Origin of the sequence: Stenotrophomonas sp. AG209 (assembly GCF_003550055.1) — a bacterium.
In the GTDB taxonomy this organism is placed as follows: domain Bacteria; phylum Pseudomonadota; class Gammaproteobacteria; order Xanthomonadales; family Xanthomonadaceae; genus Stenotrophomonas.
Genome location: NZ_QXDB01000001.1, coordinates 2,185,513 through 2,202,760 on the forward strand (window position 1 = coordinate 2,185,513; position 17,248 = coordinate 2,202,760).

A 17,248-nucleotide genomic window follows, 5' to 3' on the forward strand; every position below is an offset into this window, starting at 1 on the left:
GCCGTGTGCAACGGCGCATTGCATCCAGCGCTGCAGTTCGATCACGCGGCCACGCGGATACTGGGCAATCCCCCGCTCCGGATCATCGCCATGAAAATCGAACTCAGCGGTCGCACCGCGCTGGTGACCGCCTCCACCGCCGGCATCGGCCTGGCCATCGCCCAGGGCCTGGCTGCCGCAGGTGCGCGCGTCATTCTCAATGGCCGCAGCACCGACAGCGTCGAGCGCGGCCGCCAGCACCTGCTCGCCGCCGTGCCGGGAGCCGACGTGCTCGGCATCGCCGCCGACCTCTCTGAGGGAGCCGGTGTCGAAACACTGTTGGCCGGCCTGCCCAAGGTCGACATCCTGGTCAACAACGCCGGCATCTTCGGCCCACAGGACTTCTTCGAAACCGATGACGCGACCTGGGAGCGCTACTGGCAGACCAACGTGATGTCCGGCGTGCGCCTGTCGCGTGCGCTGCTGCCGGCGATGGTCGATGCCGGCTGGGGCCGCGTGCTGTTCATTTCCTCCGAATCGGCACGCAACATCCCCGCCGACATGATCCATTACGGGGTCAGCAAGACCGCGCAGCTGTCGTTGTCGCGCGGCCTGGCCAAGCGCGTGGCCGGCAGTGGCGTCACCGTCAACGCGGTGCTGCCCGGCCCGACCCTGTCCGATGGTTTCGCGGCGATGTTCGAGGATGAACGCCAGCGCAGCGGCAAGCCGCTGGAGCAGATCGGCCGCGAGTTCGTGATGGCGCACCGGCCGTCCTCGGTGATCCAGCGCACTGCCACGGTCGAAGAAGTGGCCAACATGGTGGTGTACCTGGCCTCGCCACAGGCCTCGGCGACCTCGGGTGCTGCGCTGCGCGTGGATGGCGGCGTGGTCGACGATATCGTCTGAGAGTGCCGACAGGTGTGCGGACCAACCGTCCGCACCCACAGTCGTGGGGCTTCAGTAGATCCACGCCATGCGTGGATGCATCCCGCCATGGTCCCGACGGGTGGGCAGGAATGCTAGGCTGCGCCGGTCAAGGAGGTTCCATGTCCGGTCACAACCAGTTCGCCCTGCTGCGCCAGCGCCGTTTCCTGCCGTTCTTCGTGGTCCAGGCGCTCGGTGCGTTCAACGACAACGTGTACCGGCAGGCGATCATCAGCATGTTGCTGTTCATGGCCGTGCCGGAGGAAGAACTGGGGCTGTATGCCACGCTGGCGCCGGCCATCTTCATCCTGCCGTACTTCCTGTTCTCGGCGCTGGCCGGGCAGATCGCCGACAAACTGGAAAAATCGCGGCTGATCGTGATCACCACCACCATGGAGATCGTGATCATGTCGCTGGCGGCCACCGGCTTCCTCACCCAGAGCCTGCCGGTGCTGCTGGTCGCACTGTTCTGTACCGGCATGCAGTCGACCCTGTTTGGGCCGGTGAAGTATTCGGTGCTGCCGTCGGTGCTCAGGCCCGAAGAGCTGACCGGCGGCAATGGCCTGGTCGAGATGGGCACTTCGATGTCGATCCTCTCCGGCATGATCGTCGGCGGCCTGGTGTTCACCGTGGCCGGCAGCCACGGCACAGTGGTGGCTGCGTGCGCGATCATCGCCCTGGCGATCTGCGGCAACATCGCCGCCCGCCTGATTCCCAAGGTCGATGCCGGCGACCCGAACCTGAAGATCAACTGGAATCCGTTGCCGGAATCGCTGGCGGTGCTGCGCATGGCGCGCCAGCAGAAGGCCGTGCGCAACTCGATCCTGGGCGTGTCCTGGTTCTGGTTCGTCGGCACCGTGCTGACCTCGCAGCTGCCGGCCTACGCGGTGACCAACCTGGGTGGCCAGCCGACCCTGTACATCTTTGCGCTGGCCCTGTTCTCGGTCGGCACCGGCGTCGGCTCGCTGTTGTGCGAGAAGCTGTCGGCCCGCACGGTGGAAATCGGCCTGGTACCGCTGGGTGCGTTCGGCATGACTGCGTTCCTGCTCGACCTGTACTTTGCCCGCAGCGGCGAAGCGACGGTGCACGGGCTGACCATCGGGCCGTTCCTGCAGCAGCCCGGCAGCATCCGCATCGTCATCGACCTGATCGGCATCGGCCTGTTCACTGGCATCTTCGTGGTGCCGCTGTTCGCGCTGATCCAGAGCCGCACGCCGAAGGCGCAGATGTCGCGCGTGTTCGCCGCACTGAACATCCAGAACTCGGGTTTCATCGTCGCTGCGGCGCTGCTGTCGCTGGCCGCCCACAAGCTGCTGCACTGGACCATTCCGCAGCAGTTCCTGGCGCTGGCCATCGCCAACGCACTGGTGGCGATCTACATCTTCACCATCGTCCCCGAATTCCTGATGCGCTTCCTTAGCTGGCTGATGGTGCGCACCCTGTACCGGCTGCGCCCGCACGGCATCGAGGCCAACGTGCCGGACGAAGGGGCCGCACTGCTGGTCTGCAACCACGTCAGCTACATGGACGCACTGATCCTGTCGGCGACCATCCCGCGCCCGGTGCGCTTCGTCATGTACTACAAGATCTTCAACATCCCGGTGATGCGCTGGATCTTCCGGACGGCCAAGGCCATCCCGATTGCCGGGGCGCGCGAAGACCCGGCGCTGATGCAGCGCGCGTTCGATGAGATCGACGCCGCGTTGGCCGAGGGCGAACTGGTCTGCATCTTCCCCGAGGGCGCCCTGACCCGCGACGGGCAGATGGCGCCGTTCAAGTCCGGCGTCGAGAAGATCCTCGAGCGACGGCCGGTGCCGGTGGTGCCGATGGCGCTGCGCGGCATGTGGTCGAGCATGTGGAGCCGCCGCGACAGCCGCCTCGGCCGCATGCGCGTGCCGCGCCGTTTCCGCGCCACCGTCGAGGTGGTGGCAGCGCCGGCCGTCGATGGCCACACCACCAGCGCCCCGGTGCTGGAGGCCCAGGTGCGGGCCCTGCGTGGTGATCACGCCTGAAGGAACCGGCCCGTCCAGCGGGCCGGGTGACCTCTCCACATACGCCAGCGTCCAGTGGCGAACACGGCATGCCGTGGCTGTAAACGCATACATGCAACGCGGGTTGAGGTAGATTACGCACCCACAGGGGGGAGGTTCGGCCGTTTCAACATGGCCGGCCACCAAGGAATGGAGTCTCGCTTTGAATCAACCGCCACCGCTCAGCCGTCCGGTCTACATCCCCAACCATCTGGTCTGGGCGATCCTGACGACGCTGTTCTGCTGCCTGCCGTTGGGCGTGGTGTCGATCGTCTATGCCTCCCAGGTCGATGGCCGCCGCGCGGCCGGCGACCTGCCGGGGGCCTACAGCGCGTCGCGCAAGGCGGGCTGGTGGGCGGTGGCTTCGGCCGTGGCCCTGCCGGTCCTGTTGCTGTTGTGGTTCGGGCTGTTCGGCGGCTTGGCCGTACTGGGCGCTCTTTCCGACCAATGATTCACCACCACCACCCATCAAGGAGCTTGAACCCATGAACACCGCCACTCCGCAGGTCCCGAACAATCTGGTCTGGGCCATCCTGAGCACCCTGTTCTGCTGCCTGCCGGCCGGCATCGTGTCGATCGTCTACGCCGCCCAGGTCAACGGCAAGCTGGCCGCTGGCGACATCGCCGGTGCCCAGGACTCCGCCGCCAAGGCCAAGAAGTGGGCCATCTGGTCGGCCATCGCCGCCGTCGTGGTCGGCGTGCTGTACGGCATCCTGATCGTCGCTGTCGGCGGCATGGGTGCGATGAACAACAGCGGCTACTGATCCGCGTGGACGGATCCGGCGCCCGCGCCGGATCCGTTGCTGCAATGTCCGCGCTTCCCGCCCGCTCCCGATTCGCCCGCTGGGCACCGCTGCTGGCCGCCACCGGCCTGGCCGCCGGTGCCGCAGTGGTGCTGCGCAACGTCAATCCGTATGTCGCCGGCAATCCCTTGCCGAGCTGCCCGCTGTACGCGCTGACCGGCCTGTACTGCCCGGGCTGTGGCAGCACCCGCTGCCTGTATTCGCTGGTCCATTTCGACCTGCCCGGCGCGATGGCGATGAACCCGCTGCTGGTCATCAGCCTGCCCTTCCTGCTGCTGATGCTGCTGAACGTCGCCGGCATCCGTCCGCGCGTGCTCGACCCGCTGATGCGGGTACTGGCCAATCCCACGTTCTGGCTCTGGGTGCTGCCCGGGTATGCGCTGCTGCGCAACCTGCCGTGGGCACCGTTCACCGCGCTGGCACCGATCTAGGTTTCCAGCCAACGGCGCGGCCCCTCGTGGTGGGTCCGTATCTGAAGGCAGAAGCCTGGGGGTTGGCCGGGCGGGATGGATTTGCGGGGGACGCCGTGAATCCGTCCATGGAGGCTTGGCCGCGGCATCCATGCCGCGGACACCCCCGCAAACCCATCCCACCCGGCCACGGACAGTTTCCGTGCGCGTCCACCACGGAAAAGAAAGAGAAGATCAAAAGCGGAAGCGGATCGCTTCGCTCTGCATCCACGCATGGCGTGGATCTACCGTGTCGACCAAGGTCGACACCTACCGGCAATCGCAGTTCACCCACCGTCACCGGAAATCTGTCGCGGGTGGGGCGGTGTGGGGCTGCAGGACCGTTGGCGCCAAGGATGGCGCCATCGAGCCCCCAGGGACGGGTTTACGGCGTGTCCTGCAACCCCACACCGCCCCACCCAACCCTCAGCAATCCAGAGCTGCTGTTGCTGTTGCTGTTGCCTCTGCAGGTGCAGGGCTGCAAGCCCTGCAATACAACTACGTCACCCAGCCTGCAATCACCAGCAGGGCCAGGATCGCCAGCCACAGCAGCAACATCCGCCACACCAGGCTCATCGCATCGCGCAGGTCCGGCAGCCGCTGCCACACCGGCAGCAACCCCGCCTCGGTGTAATCGTGCGCATCCTCGCGCAGCTCGGCGTTGACGCTGGCCCGCGCCACCGCGCCCAGGAATCCGATGTTGCCCGCCAGGCGTTCGCCATGGGCCTGGCGCCAGGCCTTCCACGCCGTATCGAAGTTGCCCACCAGCGCCATCGAAAACGCCATCAGCTGCGCCACCGGCCACTCGATCCAGCCCAGCAGGCGCTGCGCCAGCGCCAGCGGCTCCACCGGCACGCGTGCACGCATCGGGCTCTCCGCCATCAATGCCAGCAGCCGGTAACCCAGCGCGCCCGCCGGGCCCAGCAACAGGAACCAGAACAGCACCGCGAACCAGCGACGCAGCGCGTTGAGCACGGTCGCCTCGACCAGCGACGGCACGTCCTCGCGCAGGCTGCCACCGGCGGCCTGCAGGTTGCGCACCGCAGCCTGCCGCGTCGCGGCGTCGTCCGCATCGATGATCGCTTCGATATCGCGGTCCAGGTCGCGCGGCCCCCAGCACCAGGCCAGCACCGCCACGCCCAGCAGCAGCGACGGCAGGCCAAACAACACCCCGCGCAGCAGCCAGGCCAGCAGGCCCATCAGCAGCAGCGGCGGCAACAGCGCCAGCGCCACGCCTGCCGCGCCCTGCCAGGCCTTGCCGCCATGCGCGTCCAGCCAGCCCAGCCATCGCCGGAAGCCGTCGAAACGGCGCAGCGAGGCGGCAGCGGCCGGGGCAACATGGCCCAGGGCCAGTGCCACCAGCACGGCGGCCAGAGTGGTGAACATGGCAGGTCTCCCTACGAAACAGAACGCTCGGCGCCGCTACCTTACCTGTCGCAGCGGCGCCCTCCGCGATGACCCGCACTGTAACCCGGGCCGTGTTCAGGTGGCGGCAATACAGGCGCCGCAGCCGGCCGGGTTCAGCCCGCGTGCTGGCGGTACCAGTGTTCGATCAGGCCCCGCGAAATCGAGATCGGCGGCGACAGGCGGATGCCCTGGCCATCGTCCTCGACATCGCGTGCCAACGCAGCGCCCACCTCTTCGGCACTGAACCAGCGCGCGTCCTCCAGTTCGCCATCCACGGTCGGCAGGTCATCCTGCGCCTGTGCACGGAAGCCGACCATCAGTGCGCCGGGGAACGGCCACGGCTGCGAACCGAGGTACTGGCAGGCGGTCACCCGCACTTTGCTCTCCTCATGGACTTCGCGCACCACGGTCTGCTCGAAGGTCTCGCCCGGTTCGACGAAGCCGGCCAGCACCGAGTAGCGACGCGGTGCCCAGTTCGACTGCCGGCCCAGCAGCAACCGGCCCTGGTTCTCCACGGCCACGATCACGGCGGGATCGACACGCGGATAGTGCTCGGTGGCGCATTGCCCGCAGCGGCCGACGAAGCCACCACGGGCAAACGCCACGGCGCCGCCGCACACGCCGCAGAAGCGGGTGCGCGAGTGCCAGTAGGACATGCCGCGGGCATAGCTGAAAGCGGTCGCATCGGCCATCGACCACAGCAACGCGGCCTGGCGCAGATCAAGCCGGCGTGGTGCGCTGATGGTGACGTTGGCGGCTTCAACCGAGAACCACGCCTGCTCCCCGCGCAGGCCAAGGAAGATCGCGGCACCCGGGCCGCCGCCGATGTCGGCACCGCTCAGCGCCAGCGGCTGATCGTCATCGCCGGTGAAGGCGCTGCCGTCCTGATCGAGCACGAGAATGCGCGCACCCGGCCACAGGCGCGCCAGTGCATCGGCATCCTCGCGCAGGGCATCGGCGCGCTCCAGCGGTTCGCCAACGAAGGCGAAACCGGAAAGCGGCGAAGGAGTATTGGGCATCCGGCAAGCGTGCCGCCAATCGATGCGGGTGGCAAGGTCGGCACTGTGCGCAGTTTGCCCGTGTGCTCCACGGGCGAGGTTGCGGGCACCGCGCATCCACGCATGGCGTGGATCTACTACATGCTGAAGCTGCTGCCGCAGCCGCAGGTGGTCTTCGCGTTCGGGTTGCGGATCACGAACTGGGCACCGGTCAGGCTCTCGGTGTAGTCCACCTCGGCGCCCATCAGGTACTGCAGGCTCAGCGGGTCGACCAGCAGGGTCACCCCGCTGGTCTGTACCGCCAGGTCGTCCTCGGCACGGTTCTCGTCGAACTCGAACCCGTACTGGAAGCCCGAACAGCCGCCTCCCTCGATGTACACGCGCAGGGCCAGGTCGGGGTTGCCCTCTTCCTGGATCAGGGATTTGACCTTGGCGGCCGCCGACTCGGTGAAGTTCAGCGGGCGCTCCAGCGACTGGTAATCGGGCGCGGCAACCGGGGTGGCGCCGGGCAGGGAGACTAGCGTGCTCATGGTGTCAGCATGGGGGTGCCGACGATGGCTTTCAAGCCATCGCCTCGGCCAGCTTGCGGCGTGCGGCGGTGTCGCCCTTGCCATCATTGGCGTCGTCGCCTTCCGGCGCCGGCAAGGCCGCCATCGGCGCGCTGGCATGGATCAGGCGGCCGTTCAGCTGGGCACCCGCATTCATCTCCACCACCTGGTAGTGGACGTTGCCATTGACCCGTGCGCTCGGGGTCAGCTCGACCTTCTCGGTGGCGTGCACATCGCCGTCCAGGCGGCCACTGATGACCACCACCTGGGCGCGGATCTCACCCTCGATCACGCCATGCTCGGCGACCGTCAGGGTCGCGCCACTGGCGCCTTCGGCGGCAATCACCTTGCCGTGGATGCGGCCTTCCACATACAGGCCCCCACTGAATTCCACATCACCGCGGATCACCACCTGGTTGCCGATCAGGGCATCCACCACCAGCTGGCCTTCCCGGTTGGATTTGCTGCTTCCGAACATCTGCCTACTCCCCTTTGCTGGCCGGCGCGCCGGCCTGTTTCCAGTCGAATACCTGGGTGGTACCCCCCGTACCACTCCCCAATGTCACCCGCACGCGTTGCGGGGTGAAGTCAGCCGGCAGCATCACGCTGCCGGTGATCTGCTGGAAGTACCGGAACGAGTAATCCTGTCCCGGTACCTTGCTGCGCTGGTGCAGATCATCCCAGCTGATCGTGGCCAGCTTGCCGTTCTTCACGCCTTCCACGGTGAAGCGCATCTGCCCCTGGCTGATGGCACCGCGGTTGAGGTTCTGGGTCAGCACAGCGGTGTACTGCCAGGTGCCGGCCGCTTCCGGGCTGAACTCGATCGAGTGGGTGTTCAGGCCCTTGCGCTGGCTGGTCGAACCGACCAGCCGCTCATAGAAGGCGACGTCGGCGCGCAGGCCGGCGATTTCCTCATCGCGCTCGGCCAGCGAGGATTGCACCTCGGTGTTGGCGGCGCGGCTGATGCGGTCGGAGGCTTCCAGCGTGGCCTGCTTCTGGCGAAGTTCGGTCAGCTGCGCCTGCAGCGTCTCGGCACGCTTCTCGGCGGCCTGCAGGCGCTGGCCCTGGGCATCACGCGGCGTGGCCATCCAGCAGCCGCCGAGCACCGCCAGCACCAGGCTGAGCAGCCAGATGCCGCCGATCACCAGCAGGCGGCGGCGGTCGACAGGCGGTCGCGGCGCGCCGGGCAGGCGCACCTGCACGCGCATGGGAGGACGGTTGGTCATGGGTGGTTTCCGGGGTATCGCGAGGGCGACACCGTTACGGCCCCTGTGGCAAACGACGGGCTAGTGTATGACAGGACGGGTGGGTTTCCTGCGCAGTGGCCGGCCACGGTCTGTGGCGTTCAGGCACGCCATCGTCGATAGTGTGGCCCCCTGCACAGTTCCGTCGCCGGAGCACCGCCATGACCGAAGCCCACCTGTTCGTGATCGGCATCCTGCTGGCCTGGCTGGCCGGCATCCGCGTCTACCTCACCGTGTTCGGCGTCGGCCTGGCCGGCCTGCTCGGCTGGGTCGACCTGCCGCCCGCCCTGCAGGCCACTGAATCGTGGTGGGTGCTGGGCACATCGGCGGCGCTGGCCATCGCCGAGTTCTTCGCCGACAAGATCCCCGGCGTGGACTCGGTCTGGGACCTGGTGCAGACCCTCGCGCGCGTACCTGCCGGCGCATTCCTCGCGGCGGCCACACTGTCGCCGGATGGCCAGCTGGGCACCGGTGCGCTCGCCGCCGGTGCCGGCGTCGCCCTCGCCAGCCATGGCCTGAAGGCGGGTACCCGCGCCCTGCTCAACACCTCGCCGGAACCGGCCAGCAACTGGGTCGCCTCCGCCGCCGAAGACACCGTAGTGATCGGCGGACTGGCGCTGGCCCTGGCGCATCCGTGGATCGCGCTGGTGGTGGTGCTGGCCTGCAGCCTGGCCGGCGCACTGCTGGTGTGGCTGGTCTGGCGCGCACTGTGGAAGGGCGTGCGCTGGCTGGCGCGCGGTGCATCGGCACCACCGCCAGGGCACGCCGGTACCGGTTGAGCGCCGGGCTTGTCGCATAATGGACGCGAACACCAGGAGCACCGATGGCCGCAAACGAATCCCCCGCGGGCGCCCGCCCGGGACGCGCTGAAACCCCTCCGGCCGATCATTGGCAGCGCTGGGCGCCCGAGGCGGCAGGCCTCGCTGTGGCGGCACCGACGGTTGCGACCCCGCCGCCCATCGCGACCGATGCCCCGGCGCCGGGCAACAGCGCGCCGCCGCCACTGCCCGGCCCGATCGCACTGGCCGAAGCCGGCAACAACGACCTGGCCCCAGCGCCATCGGACTCGCCCTACCGCGTGCTGATCGTGGAAGACGATCGCGCCCAGGCGCTGTTCGCGCAGAGCGTGCTGCACGGCGCCGGCATGCAGGCGATCGTGCACAGCGATGCCGATGCCGCGCTGCAGGCGATCAAGGAGCACCGCCCCGACCTGATCCTGATGGACCTGCACCTGCCCGGGCTGGACGGCATGCGCCTGACCGCGCTGATCCGCCAGCAGCCTGGCCTGCAGCTGCTGCCGATCGTGTTCCTCAGCGGCGATCCGGATCCGGAACGGCAGTTCGAGGTGCTCGACAGTGGCGCCGACGACTACCTGAGCAAGCCGATCCGGCCCCGCCACCTGATCGCAGCGGTGGCCAACCGCATCCGCCGCGCACGTGCCCAGGCCGCGACCCTGCCGGGCGCCACCGGCGCACCGGCCACCAGCAATCCGGAAACCGGCCTGCCGACGCGCCACCACGTGCTGCAGCAGCTCAACACCGCACTCGCCCACCGCGATCAGGGCGGCGTGTTCTTCATCGAAGTGGCCAGTGCGCTGGGCCTGCGCGAACGCTATGGCTATGCCGCGTTTGAACGGCTGATGGTGCAGGCCGGGCAGCGCCTGGCCGAAGCCGGCCATCCGCACCTGCTGGCTCGCCTGAACGACAACAGCTTCCTGCTGCTGGCCCGCAACGCCGACGAGGACGCCCTCGAAGGCATCGCCGCCACCCTGCGCGAGCAGCTGTCGGCACGCGCCTTCGTGATCCGCGACGACGAATCCGTGCACCTGCGCGGCGTAGTCGGCTATGCGCCGCTGTCGCCGGGTTTCGAGGATGCCAACAGTGCGCTGGAAGCGGTTGAGCGCACCACCCTGCAGGCACGCCTGCTCAGCGCCGGCGTGGCGGGCCACGTGCATCGCCAGGCGGTCACCGAACAGGAACACCTGGCGCTGCTGGAAGGCCAGCTGGAACTGGCCTACCAGCCGATCGTCGCCGTGGCAGGTGGCAACACCGCGCAATACCAGCTGCTGCTGCGCCTGCGCCAGGCCGATGGCACGGTGCTGGCGGCCGGCCAGGTGATCCCGGCCGCAGAAGCCGCCGGACGCATCGCCGACCTCGACCAGCAGGTGATGGACCACGCACTGGGCCTGCTGGATCTGTACCGGCACGCAACGCAGCCGCTGAACCTGTTCGTCTCGCAGTCGCTGCGTACCCTGCAGCGCGATGCCTTCGCCGACTGGCTGCTGGAATCACTGCAGCAGCGTGACCTGCCCGGCAGTGCGCTGGTGATCGACGTGCGCCTGCCCGACGCACTGATCCACACCGTGCCGCTGCAGCAGTTCTGCCAGCGCATGGCCAGCGCGGGGGTGCGCTTCTGCCTGAGCCAGTTCGAGCCCAGCGGCGAGGCCGATGCACTGCTGACCCAGCTGCCGCTGTCGTTCGTGCGCATGGCTGCGCGCTTCTCCAGCAGCCATTCCAATCCGGCCACGCGCGAGGAACTGCGCAAGGCGATCGAACAGGCCCATACCGCCGGGTTGCAGATCATCGGCCAGCAGATCGAGGACCCGCAGGCTGCAGCAGCGATGTGGGTCGGCGGCGTCGACTACATCCAGGGCAACATGGTGCAGTCGGCCGGCAGCGACCTGAACTTCGACTTCCACAACGCGGTGCTCTGACGTGCCGCTGTGGGGCGTGCTGCTGGTTGCCCTTGCTGCGGCCGCCATCGCGCTGCTGTTGGGACTGCGCCTGCGCGCGCGCAACCATGCGCTGGCCCAGCTGCAGCGCACGCACACTGCGCTGGCCGCCGAACGCGACCAGCTTCGCCGTACCACCGAACGCCAGGGCCAGCTGGAACAGCAACTGCTGCAGGCCAAGCAGGCCGCCGAGGCGGCCGTGCTGGCCAAGGGCGAGTTCCTGGCCACGATGAGCCACGAGATCCGCACCCCGCTCAACGGCATCCTGCCGATGCTGGAGCTGATCGCGCGCGGACCGCTGGGCGAAGACCAGCGGCAGATGCTGGCCACCGCTTCGGCCAGTTCGCAACAGCTGCTGCGCATCGTCGACGACATCCTCGACTACTCCCGGCTGGAAGCGCAGGCGCTGGAACTGGAGATCACCAGCTTCAACCTGCGCGACCTGCTCGATGGCGTGGTGCAGCTGATGCAGCGGGCCGCCGACGCCAAGGGCCTGGCCCTGGGCCTGCAACTGGATCCATCGGTGCGCCTGCCGGTGCGCGGCGATCCGGTGCGCCTGCGCCAGGTGCTGAGCAACCTGCTGGCGAACGCCATCAAGTTCACCGCCCGCGGCCAGGTGCAGCTGCGCGTGCTGCGCCTGGGCGAAGGTGCCGCGCAGCACCAGCTGCGCTTCGAGATCATCGACACCGGCATCGGCATCGACGACGCGCTGCAGGCACGCCTGTTCCAGTCCTTCAGCCAGGCCGACGCGTCCACCACCCGCCTCTATGGCGGCACCGGCCTGGGCCTGGCCATCTGCAAGCGCATCATCGACCTGATGCACGGGCACATCGGCGTGCAGTCCACGCCGGGTCAGGGCGCGACCTTCTGGTTCGAGATCCCGCTGCTGAAGGTCCCTGGCGACCTGCCGGCGATGGCGCGCGCGCCGGCACCACTGCTGCTGTTCAGTGCCGACGCAACGCTGCAGACACGTATCGAGCGCATCGCCGCCCACCATGGGCTGCAGGTGCAGGTGCTGGCGCAGCTGGATGCCGTGGTCGAGCGCCTGCGCGCTCCCGCGCGGCCCGGGCAACCGGCACCGGCATGGTTGCTGGTCGATGCCCGCGCACGCCGCAACGGTGAGGCCACGCTGCAGCTGGCGCTGAATGATCGCGGTGACGACGATGCACTGCAGGTGCTGTGGCTGCAGGAGGGCGCACTTCCGCAACGCCCGCGCCAGCGCCAGCTGCCCCCGCAGTTCGACGATGCGGCCCTGCATGCACTGCTGGCTGCACCGGTTGCCCCCGCCCGCCCCGCTGCGCTGCTGGCCAGCGCGGACAACGAGCAACCCGCTGCCACGCTGCCGCCGTTGCATCTGCGCGTGCTGCTGGTGGAGGACAATACGGTCAACCGGATGGTGGCCGAACAGCTGCTGCGCGTGTTCCAGTGCGAAGTGCGCAACGCCGCCGATGGCGAGCAGGCACTGGCCGCGCTCCGCGAAGGCGACGTGGACATCGTGCTGATGGATTGCCAGATGCCGGTGCTGGACGGCTATGCCGCCACGCGCCGCTGGCGCGCCGAAGAAGCAGAGAACGGGCGCGCGCGGCTGCCGATCATCGCAATGACCGCCAACGCCATGGCCGGTGACCGCGAGCGCTGCCTGCAGGCGGGCATGGACGATTACCTGTCCAAGCCGATCGCGCGCGCCGCGTTGCATGCGCTGTTGCAGCGTTGGGTGCAGCGATCGCGCGATGTCGCAGCGTCACGCTTGCTCGATGGCGACACACCCGTGGCCCGTCGGGTCCTGCCAGCCGAGCATGGCTCGGCTCTACCAGGCGATGACAGCCGGGTCGGCGCGATGCCGAAACCGGTGCTCGACCGCGACGTGCTGGATGAACTGCACGCCGTGATCGGCGACGCTGCCACCCAGATCGTCATGGTCTTTCTTGAAGATGCGCCGGTGATGGTGCAGCAGTTGCAGCTGGCCGCGCAGAACGGCGATGAGCCGCGCTTGCAGGCCATTGCGCACAGCCTGAAATCATCGAGTGCGAACGTGGGCGCGTTGTCGCTGTCGGCGATCGCGCAGCGGATCGAGCATGAAGCCCGCAGCGGCAGCCTGCAGCGCCCCGCCGTGGCAGTGGCGCTGCTGGTTGCGGAATTCGCCCGCGCGCGCGTGGCGCTGACGGGCTACCTGGCACAGCATCGCGCCGGCCAGGGCGGCTGACTCACTCTTCCAGCTTGCTCAGCAGGTACTTCGGCTCGCCGATGCGCTCGATCAGGTCCAGCTGGGTTTCCAGCCAGTCGATGTGCTCTTCTTCCGAGTCGAGGATCTTCACGAACAGCTGGCGGCTGACGTAGTCGCCAACCGAGTCGGAATAGGCCACGGCCTCGCGCAGGGTGACCACGCCATCGCGTTCCAGCGACAGGTCGCACTGCAGGATCTCGGTCGGGTTCTCGCCGATGCGCAGCTTGCCCAGCGCCTGGAAGTTCGGCAGGCCTTCAAGGAACAGGATGCGGTCGGCGAGCATGTCGGCATGCTTCATCTCGTCGATCGATTCCTTGTACTCGTGTTCGGCCAGTTCCTTGATGCCCCAGTTCTTCAGCATCTTGGCGTGCAGGAAGTACTGGTTGATCGCGGTCAGCTCGTTGTAGAGGACCTTGTTGAGGAATTCGATGACCTTGGTGTCGCCCTTCATGGGGATGCTCCTGCACGCTGAAAACGCAGGCACTTTAACGCCTTGCGTGCGGTCGTGAAGGAACGCGAATCGTGCGCATTGGCCTGCGCGGCCGCACGTGAAGAATGCGAAAGCGCGGCGTCAACGCGCCGCGAAAAGCGATCAGGCGACCTGGGCCAGGCCCAATACCGGCAGCGGCAGATCATGGGTCGCACGTGCCTTGGCCAGCAGGTCGCCGGCCATGTCCAGGCAGGAACCGCAGGTGGCACCACAACCGGTACGCATGGTCAGTTCGGCCACCGTGCTGACGCCATGGCTGGCGGCTTCGCGGATCTGGTGGTCGGTGACTCCGTTGCAGATGCAGACGTACACAGGCGGGAACCGGGCTGACAGGCCAGAAGCGGCCTGTTGGCTATTCCAATGGAAACGAGAATGGTTGTCAATCAGAGACCTGAACCATTCTCGATACCGTTCAGCCGGTCAGCTGGCCGGGCCGTCGCCCGTGGCCTTCTTCGGCCAGTAGCCCCGGGTCCGCGGGCGCTTGCGCGGGCGGTCGTGCCCGGCCGTGTGGCCCGGCATCCAGGCCTCGGCGGCGCTCTTGGGCATGGCGGTGACGCCCTGCCCGGCCACGCCGCGCGCCAGTGGCGCCAGGTGTCGCAGGGCACGCGCATAGACGCCGCGTTTGAACATCACCACGTGCTCTACCGGGTACCAGAAGTCCACCCAGCGCCAGTGGTCGAACTCGGGCGAGTCGGTGTGGTCCAGCTTCACGTGGGATTCGTCACCGGTCAGGCGCAGCAGGAACCAGACCTGCTTCTGGCCGATGCAGACCTGCCGCTCGTTGCGGCGGATGGCCCGCGCCGGCAGCTTGTAGCGCAGCCAGCCGGGTGTCGCCCCGAGCACTTCCACATGCTCAGGCAGCAGGCCGATCTCTTCCTGCAGTTCACGATACATGGCCTCGACAGGCGTCTCGTCGGTGTTCATGCCACCCTGCGGGAACTGCCAGCCGTCCCGGCGCACGCGTCGTGCCCAGAACACCTGGCCATCCTGCCGCATCAGCACGATGCCGACGTTCGGTCGATAGCCGTCCGGATCGATCACGATGCGGACTCCTAAAAAATCTACTGGTCGGGACTATCCCATGCCCTCTGTCGGCCCACAAGCACGACACAAAAGTGTTGACAGGGGCGATACACATCCGCAGAATAGCGGGCTCACCAAGGCTATGTAGCTCAGCCGGTTAGAGCACAGCACTCATAATGCTGGGGTCGGTGGTTCGAGTCCACCCATAGCCACCACGCTGAAAATCAAGTTGTTTTTCAGTGTGAAAAGTGAGAAAATAGTTGCACGTTTTGCCCCGTCGCCAAGCGGTAAGGCACCTGACTCTGACTCAGGCATTCGGTGGTTCGAATCCATCCGGGGCAGCCAAATTAAAAGCAAAAGGCCAGATCGAAAGATCTGGCCTTTTGCTTTTAATTTGGTCGCGCATTCCACCTTATCCCCGCGCCTGTCGGCGCGCCCCCTTGAACAACAAGGGGGCTCTTCTCCAGAGAGGGGCCCGGGGTCGGATCCTTTTCTGCACGATCCCATCCTGCTGACATGCGACGCCCCGGGTAGTGCCGGCCGCTGGCCGGCAACCTCGAAATGCGCAACCCCAGAACGACAAAAGCCCGGCCGAAGCCGGGCTTTTGCTTTTCCAACCAGCGGGCTCCCGAAGGAGCACAACCAGGCGCGGTGAATCAGCGCTTGGAGAACTGGGTGGCGCGGCGGGCCTTGTGCAGACCGACCTTCTTACGCTCGACTTCACGGGCGTCACGGGTCATGAAGCCAGCCTTGCGCAGCTCGGACTTCAGGGTTTCGTCGTACTCGACCAGAGCACGGGCGATGCCCAGACGGATCGCACCGGCCTGGCCGGTGGTGCCGCCGCCAGCGGCGGTGACCAGGATGTCGAAGCTTTCGGTGTTCTTGGTCAGCTCGAGCGGCTGGCGCACGATCATGCGCGCGGTCTCACGACCGAAGAACTCGTCCAGCGGACGACCATTGACGGTGATGTTGCCCGAACCCTTGCGCAGGAACACGCGAGCGGTGGAGGACTTGCGGCGGCCAGTGCCGTAGTTTTGAGTGATAGCCATGATTAGATATCCAGAACCTGCGGCTGCTGTGCGGCGTGCGGATGCTCAGTGCCGGCGTAGACCTTGAGCTTGCGGTACATCTGGCGACCCAGCGGGCCCTTCGGCAGCATGCCCTTGACGGCGATCTCGATCACGCGCTCCGGGTGGCGCTCCAGCGCCTGGGCCAGGGACTCGGTCTTCAGGTTGCCGATGTAGCCGGTGAAACGGTGATACATCTTGTCCTGCAGCTTCTTGCCGGTGACGGCAATCTTTTCTGCATTGATGACGACCAGGTAGTCGCCGGTATCAACGTGCGGGGTGTAGACCGGCTTGTGCTTGCCGCGCAGACGGCGGGCCAGCTCGGTGGCGAGACGGCCCAGGGTCTTGCCCTCGGCGTCGACGAGGTACCAGTCGCGCTGGACGGTCTCGTTCTTGGCAGTGAAAGTGCTCATGAAGAACTCTAGGTTAGGTCGGGCTCATTGCGGCGAACGACTCGCCGGAACTCTGCCACGCGTTGTGAAAGGTGAAGCGTAAGAGGCGGGATTGTACGCAGGTCAAGCCCCCGGTGCAAGCTGGCCCTGCCCCGGGTTGGCAGGGGGACGGGGGCGGGCGAGAATCGGCGGGTCTTCCGCCCCACCGCGTACCGCCATGACCGTGCTCCGCCAGACCACTCCGCTGGACCACCTGCTGACCGAAGCGCAGCGCGCCCTGGACACGGTGTTCGGCAATCCACCGGCGGCCCGCCCCTACCCGGCTGCGGACACCGGCGAGCCGGGCATGGACAACGCCGAGCGCCGCCACGCGGCGGGCCTCATGCGGATCAACCACGTCGGCGAAGTCTGCGCACAGGGCCTGTACTTCGGCCAGGCGGCCGTGGCCCGCGACCCGGCCACCCGTGAACACCTGCTGGAAGCGGCCCAGGAAGAGACCGACCACCTGGCCTGGTGCGCCACCCGGCTGGGTGAACTGGACAGCCGCCCCAGCCTGTTCAATCCGCTGTGGTACGCCGGCAGCTACACCATCGGCACCCTGGCCGGGCTGCGCGGCGATGGCTGGAACCTGGGCTTCGTGGTCGAGACCGAGCGCCAGGTGGAAGCCCACCTGGACGAGCACCTGGTCGACCTGCCGGCCGGCGACCTGCGCAGCCGCGCGGTCATCCAGGTGATGAAGGAAGACGAGGCCCGCCACGCGGAGCACGCCGAGCAGGCCGGCGCACGCCGCCTGCCGTTCCCGATCCCGGGCGCGATGGCGCTGGCCTCCAAGGTGATGAAGACCATCGCCTACCGGCTGTGACCGCCAGGTAGTGCCGGCCGCTGGCCGGCAACCACGCGGGCGCCGCAGAAGATCAGGAGGTTGCCGGCCAGCGGCCG

Annotated in this window: 19 protein-coding genes and 2 tRNA genes; 11 read left to right on the top strand and 10 right to left on the bottom strand. The window is 67.6% G+C overall.

What is annotated here, in order from left to right:
- The first annotated feature begins 90 nt into the window (after nt 1-90).
- The 5 genes from DFO63_RS10145 to DFO63_RS10165 all read left to right on the top strand — a co-directional run bounded on the left by DFO63_RS10145 (nt 91) and on the right by DFO63_RS10165 (nt 4,167).
- Complete coding sequence (locus DFO63_RS10145; RefSeq protein WP_101766452.1) at nt 91-885, top strand: SDR family oxidoreductase; 795 nt, start codon at nt 91-93, stop codon at nt 883-885.
- 140 nt (nt 886-1,025) lie between these two features.
- Nucleotides 1,026-2,915 carry an MFS transporter gene (locus DFO63_RS10150; RefSeq protein ID WP_049447270.1) on the top strand — a complete coding sequence of 630 codons (1,890 nt, stop codon included), beginning with the start codon at nt 1,026-1,028 and terminating at the stop codon, nt 2,913-2,915.
- 181 nt (nt 2,916-3,096) lie between these two features.
- On the top strand, nt 3,097-3,384 hold the full coding sequence (locus tag DFO63_RS10155) for a CD225/dispanin family protein (RefSeq protein WP_005419784.1): 288 nt from the start codon (nt 3,097-3,099) through the stop codon (nt 3,382-3,384).
- Between the two features lie 34 nt (nt 3,385-3,418).
- On the top strand, nt 3,419-3,697 hold the full coding sequence (locus DFO63_RS10160) for a CD225/dispanin family protein (protein WP_014648653.1): 279 nt from the start codon (nt 3,419-3,421) through the stop codon (nt 3,695-3,697).
- A gap of 44 nt (nt 3,698-3,741) precedes the next feature.
- Nucleotides 3,742-4,167 carry a DUF2752 domain-containing protein gene (locus DFO63_RS10165; protein ID WP_014038725.1) on the top strand — a complete coding sequence of 142 codons (426 nt, stop codon included), beginning with the start codon at nt 3,742-3,744 and terminating at the stop codon, nt 4,165-4,167.
- 516 nt (nt 4,168-4,683) lie between these two features.
- Here DFO63_RS10165 and ampE read toward each other — a convergent pair.
- The 5 genes from ampE to DFO63_RS10190 all read right to left on the bottom strand — a co-directional run bounded on the left by ampE (nt 4,684) and on the right by DFO63_RS10190 (nt 8,364).
- On the bottom strand, nt 4,684-5,571 hold the full coding sequence (ampE, locus tag DFO63_RS10170; RefSeq protein WP_049447267.1) for a regulatory signaling modulator protein AmpE: 888 nt from the start codon (nt 5,569-5,571) through the stop codon (nt 4,684-4,686).
- A 134-nt stretch (nt 5,572-5,705) separates the two neighbouring features.
- Nucleotides 5,706-6,611 (bottom strand): NAD(+) diphosphatase, encoded by a 906-nt coding sequence (gene nudC, locus DFO63_RS10175; protein WP_101766188.1) that lies wholly within the window; start codon nt 6,609-6,611, stop codon nt 5,706-5,708.
- Nucleotides 6,612-6,727: 116 nt separating this feature from the next.
- The gene (gene erpA / locus DFO63_RS10180; protein WP_005419789.1) at nt 6,728-7,120 is read right to left on the bottom strand and encodes an iron-sulfur cluster insertion protein ErpA; all 393 of its coding nucleotides are present in this window, start codon (nt 7,118-7,120) and stop codon (nt 6,728-6,730) included.
- 31 nt (nt 7,121-7,151) lie between these two features.
- Nucleotides 7,152-7,616, bottom strand: a complete 465-nt coding sequence (locus tag DFO63_RS10185; protein WP_014038728.1) for a polymer-forming cytoskeletal protein — start codon at nt 7,614-7,616, stop codon at nt 7,152-7,154.
- A 4-nt stretch (nt 7,617-7,620) separates the two neighbouring features.
- A complete protein-coding gene (locus DFO63_RS10190; protein ID WP_049447264.1) occupies nt 7,621-8,364 on the bottom strand; it encodes a DUF6776 family protein in 744 nt (247 codons plus the stop codon).
- Between the two features lie 179 nt (nt 8,365-8,543).
- Here DFO63_RS10190 and DFO63_RS10195 point away from each other — a divergent pair, with 179 nt between their 5' ends.
- The 3 genes from DFO63_RS10195 to DFO63_RS10205 are packed head-to-tail and all read left to right on the top strand — an operon-like array spanning nt 8,544 to nt 13,316.
- Nucleotides 8,544-9,161 carry a DUF4126 domain-containing protein gene (locus DFO63_RS10195; protein WP_101766189.1) on the top strand — a complete coding sequence of 206 codons (618 nt, stop codon included), beginning with the start codon at nt 8,544-8,546 and terminating at the stop codon, nt 9,159-9,161.
- Between the two features lie 44 nt (nt 9,162-9,205).
- Nucleotides 9,206-11,095: an EAL domain-containing protein gene (locus tag DFO63_RS10200; RefSeq protein WP_101766190.1), complete on the top strand. Its 1,890-nt coding sequence runs from the start codon at nt 9,206-9,208 to the stop codon at nt 11,093-11,095.
- Between the two features lies 1 nt (nt 11,096).
- Nucleotides 11,097-13,316 carry an ATP-binding protein gene (locus DFO63_RS10205; RefSeq protein ID WP_101766191.1) on the top strand — a complete coding sequence of 740 codons (2,220 nt, stop codon included), beginning with the start codon at nt 11,097-11,099 and terminating at the stop codon, nt 13,314-13,316.
- 1 nt (nt 13,317) lies between these two features.
- Here DFO63_RS10205 and bfr read toward each other — a convergent pair whose 3' ends face one another.
- The 3 genes from bfr to DFO63_RS10220 form a co-directional block, all read right to left on the bottom strand.
- On the bottom strand, nt 13,318-13,788 hold the full coding sequence (bfr, locus tag DFO63_RS10210; protein ID WP_005419804.1) for a bacterioferritin: 471 nt from the start codon (nt 13,786-13,788) through the stop codon (nt 13,318-13,320).
- A gap of 141 nt (nt 13,789-13,929) precedes the next feature.
- The gene (locus tag DFO63_RS10215) at nt 13,930-14,139 is read right to left on the bottom strand and encodes a bacterioferritin-associated ferredoxin (RefSeq protein ID WP_005411309.1); all 210 of its coding nucleotides are present in this window, start codon (nt 14,137-14,139) and stop codon (nt 13,930-13,932) included.
- Nucleotides 14,140-14,247: 108 nt separating this feature from the next.
- The gene (locus tag DFO63_RS10220; protein ID WP_119006839.1) at nt 14,248-14,868 is read right to left on the bottom strand and encodes an RNA pyrophosphohydrolase; all 621 of its coding nucleotides are present in this window, start codon (nt 14,866-14,868) and stop codon (nt 14,248-14,250) included.
- A gap of 120 nt (nt 14,869-14,988) precedes the next feature.
- Here DFO63_RS10220 and DFO63_RS10225 point away from each other — a divergent pair.
- A tRNA-Met gene (locus DFO63_RS10225) sits at nt 14,989-15,065 on the top strand.
- A gap of 55 nt (nt 15,066-15,120) precedes the next feature.
- Nucleotides 15,121-15,195: transfer RNA gene (locus tag DFO63_RS10230), tRNA-Gln, on the top strand.
- Between the two features lie 311 nt (nt 15,196-15,506).
- Here the strand turns inward: DFO63_RS10230 and rpsI are convergent.
- Both rpsI and rplM read right to left on the bottom strand, forming a co-directional pair.
- On the bottom strand, nt 15,507-15,899 hold the full coding sequence (gene rpsI, locus DFO63_RS10235; RefSeq protein ID WP_005411311.1) for a 30S ribosomal protein S9: 393 nt from the start codon (nt 15,897-15,899) through the stop codon (nt 15,507-15,509).
- Nucleotides 15,900-15,901: 2 nt separating this feature from the next.
- Nucleotides 15,902-16,330, bottom strand: coding sequence for a 50S ribosomal protein L13 (gene rplM, locus DFO63_RS10240; RefSeq protein ID WP_005414692.1), 429 nt, complete (start codon nt 16,328-16,330; stop codon nt 15,902-15,904).
- A gap of 196 nt (nt 16,331-16,526) precedes the next feature.
- On the opposite strand from rplM, the gene coq7 reads away from it, so the two are divergent.
- On the top strand, nt 16,527-17,171 hold the full coding sequence (coq7, locus tag DFO63_RS10245) for a 2-polyprenyl-3-methyl-6-methoxy-1,4-benzoquinone monooxygenase (RefSeq protein ID WP_049447257.1): 645 nt from the start codon (nt 16,527-16,529) through the stop codon (nt 17,169-17,171).
- The last annotated feature ends 77 nt before the right edge of the window (nt 17,172-17,248 follow it).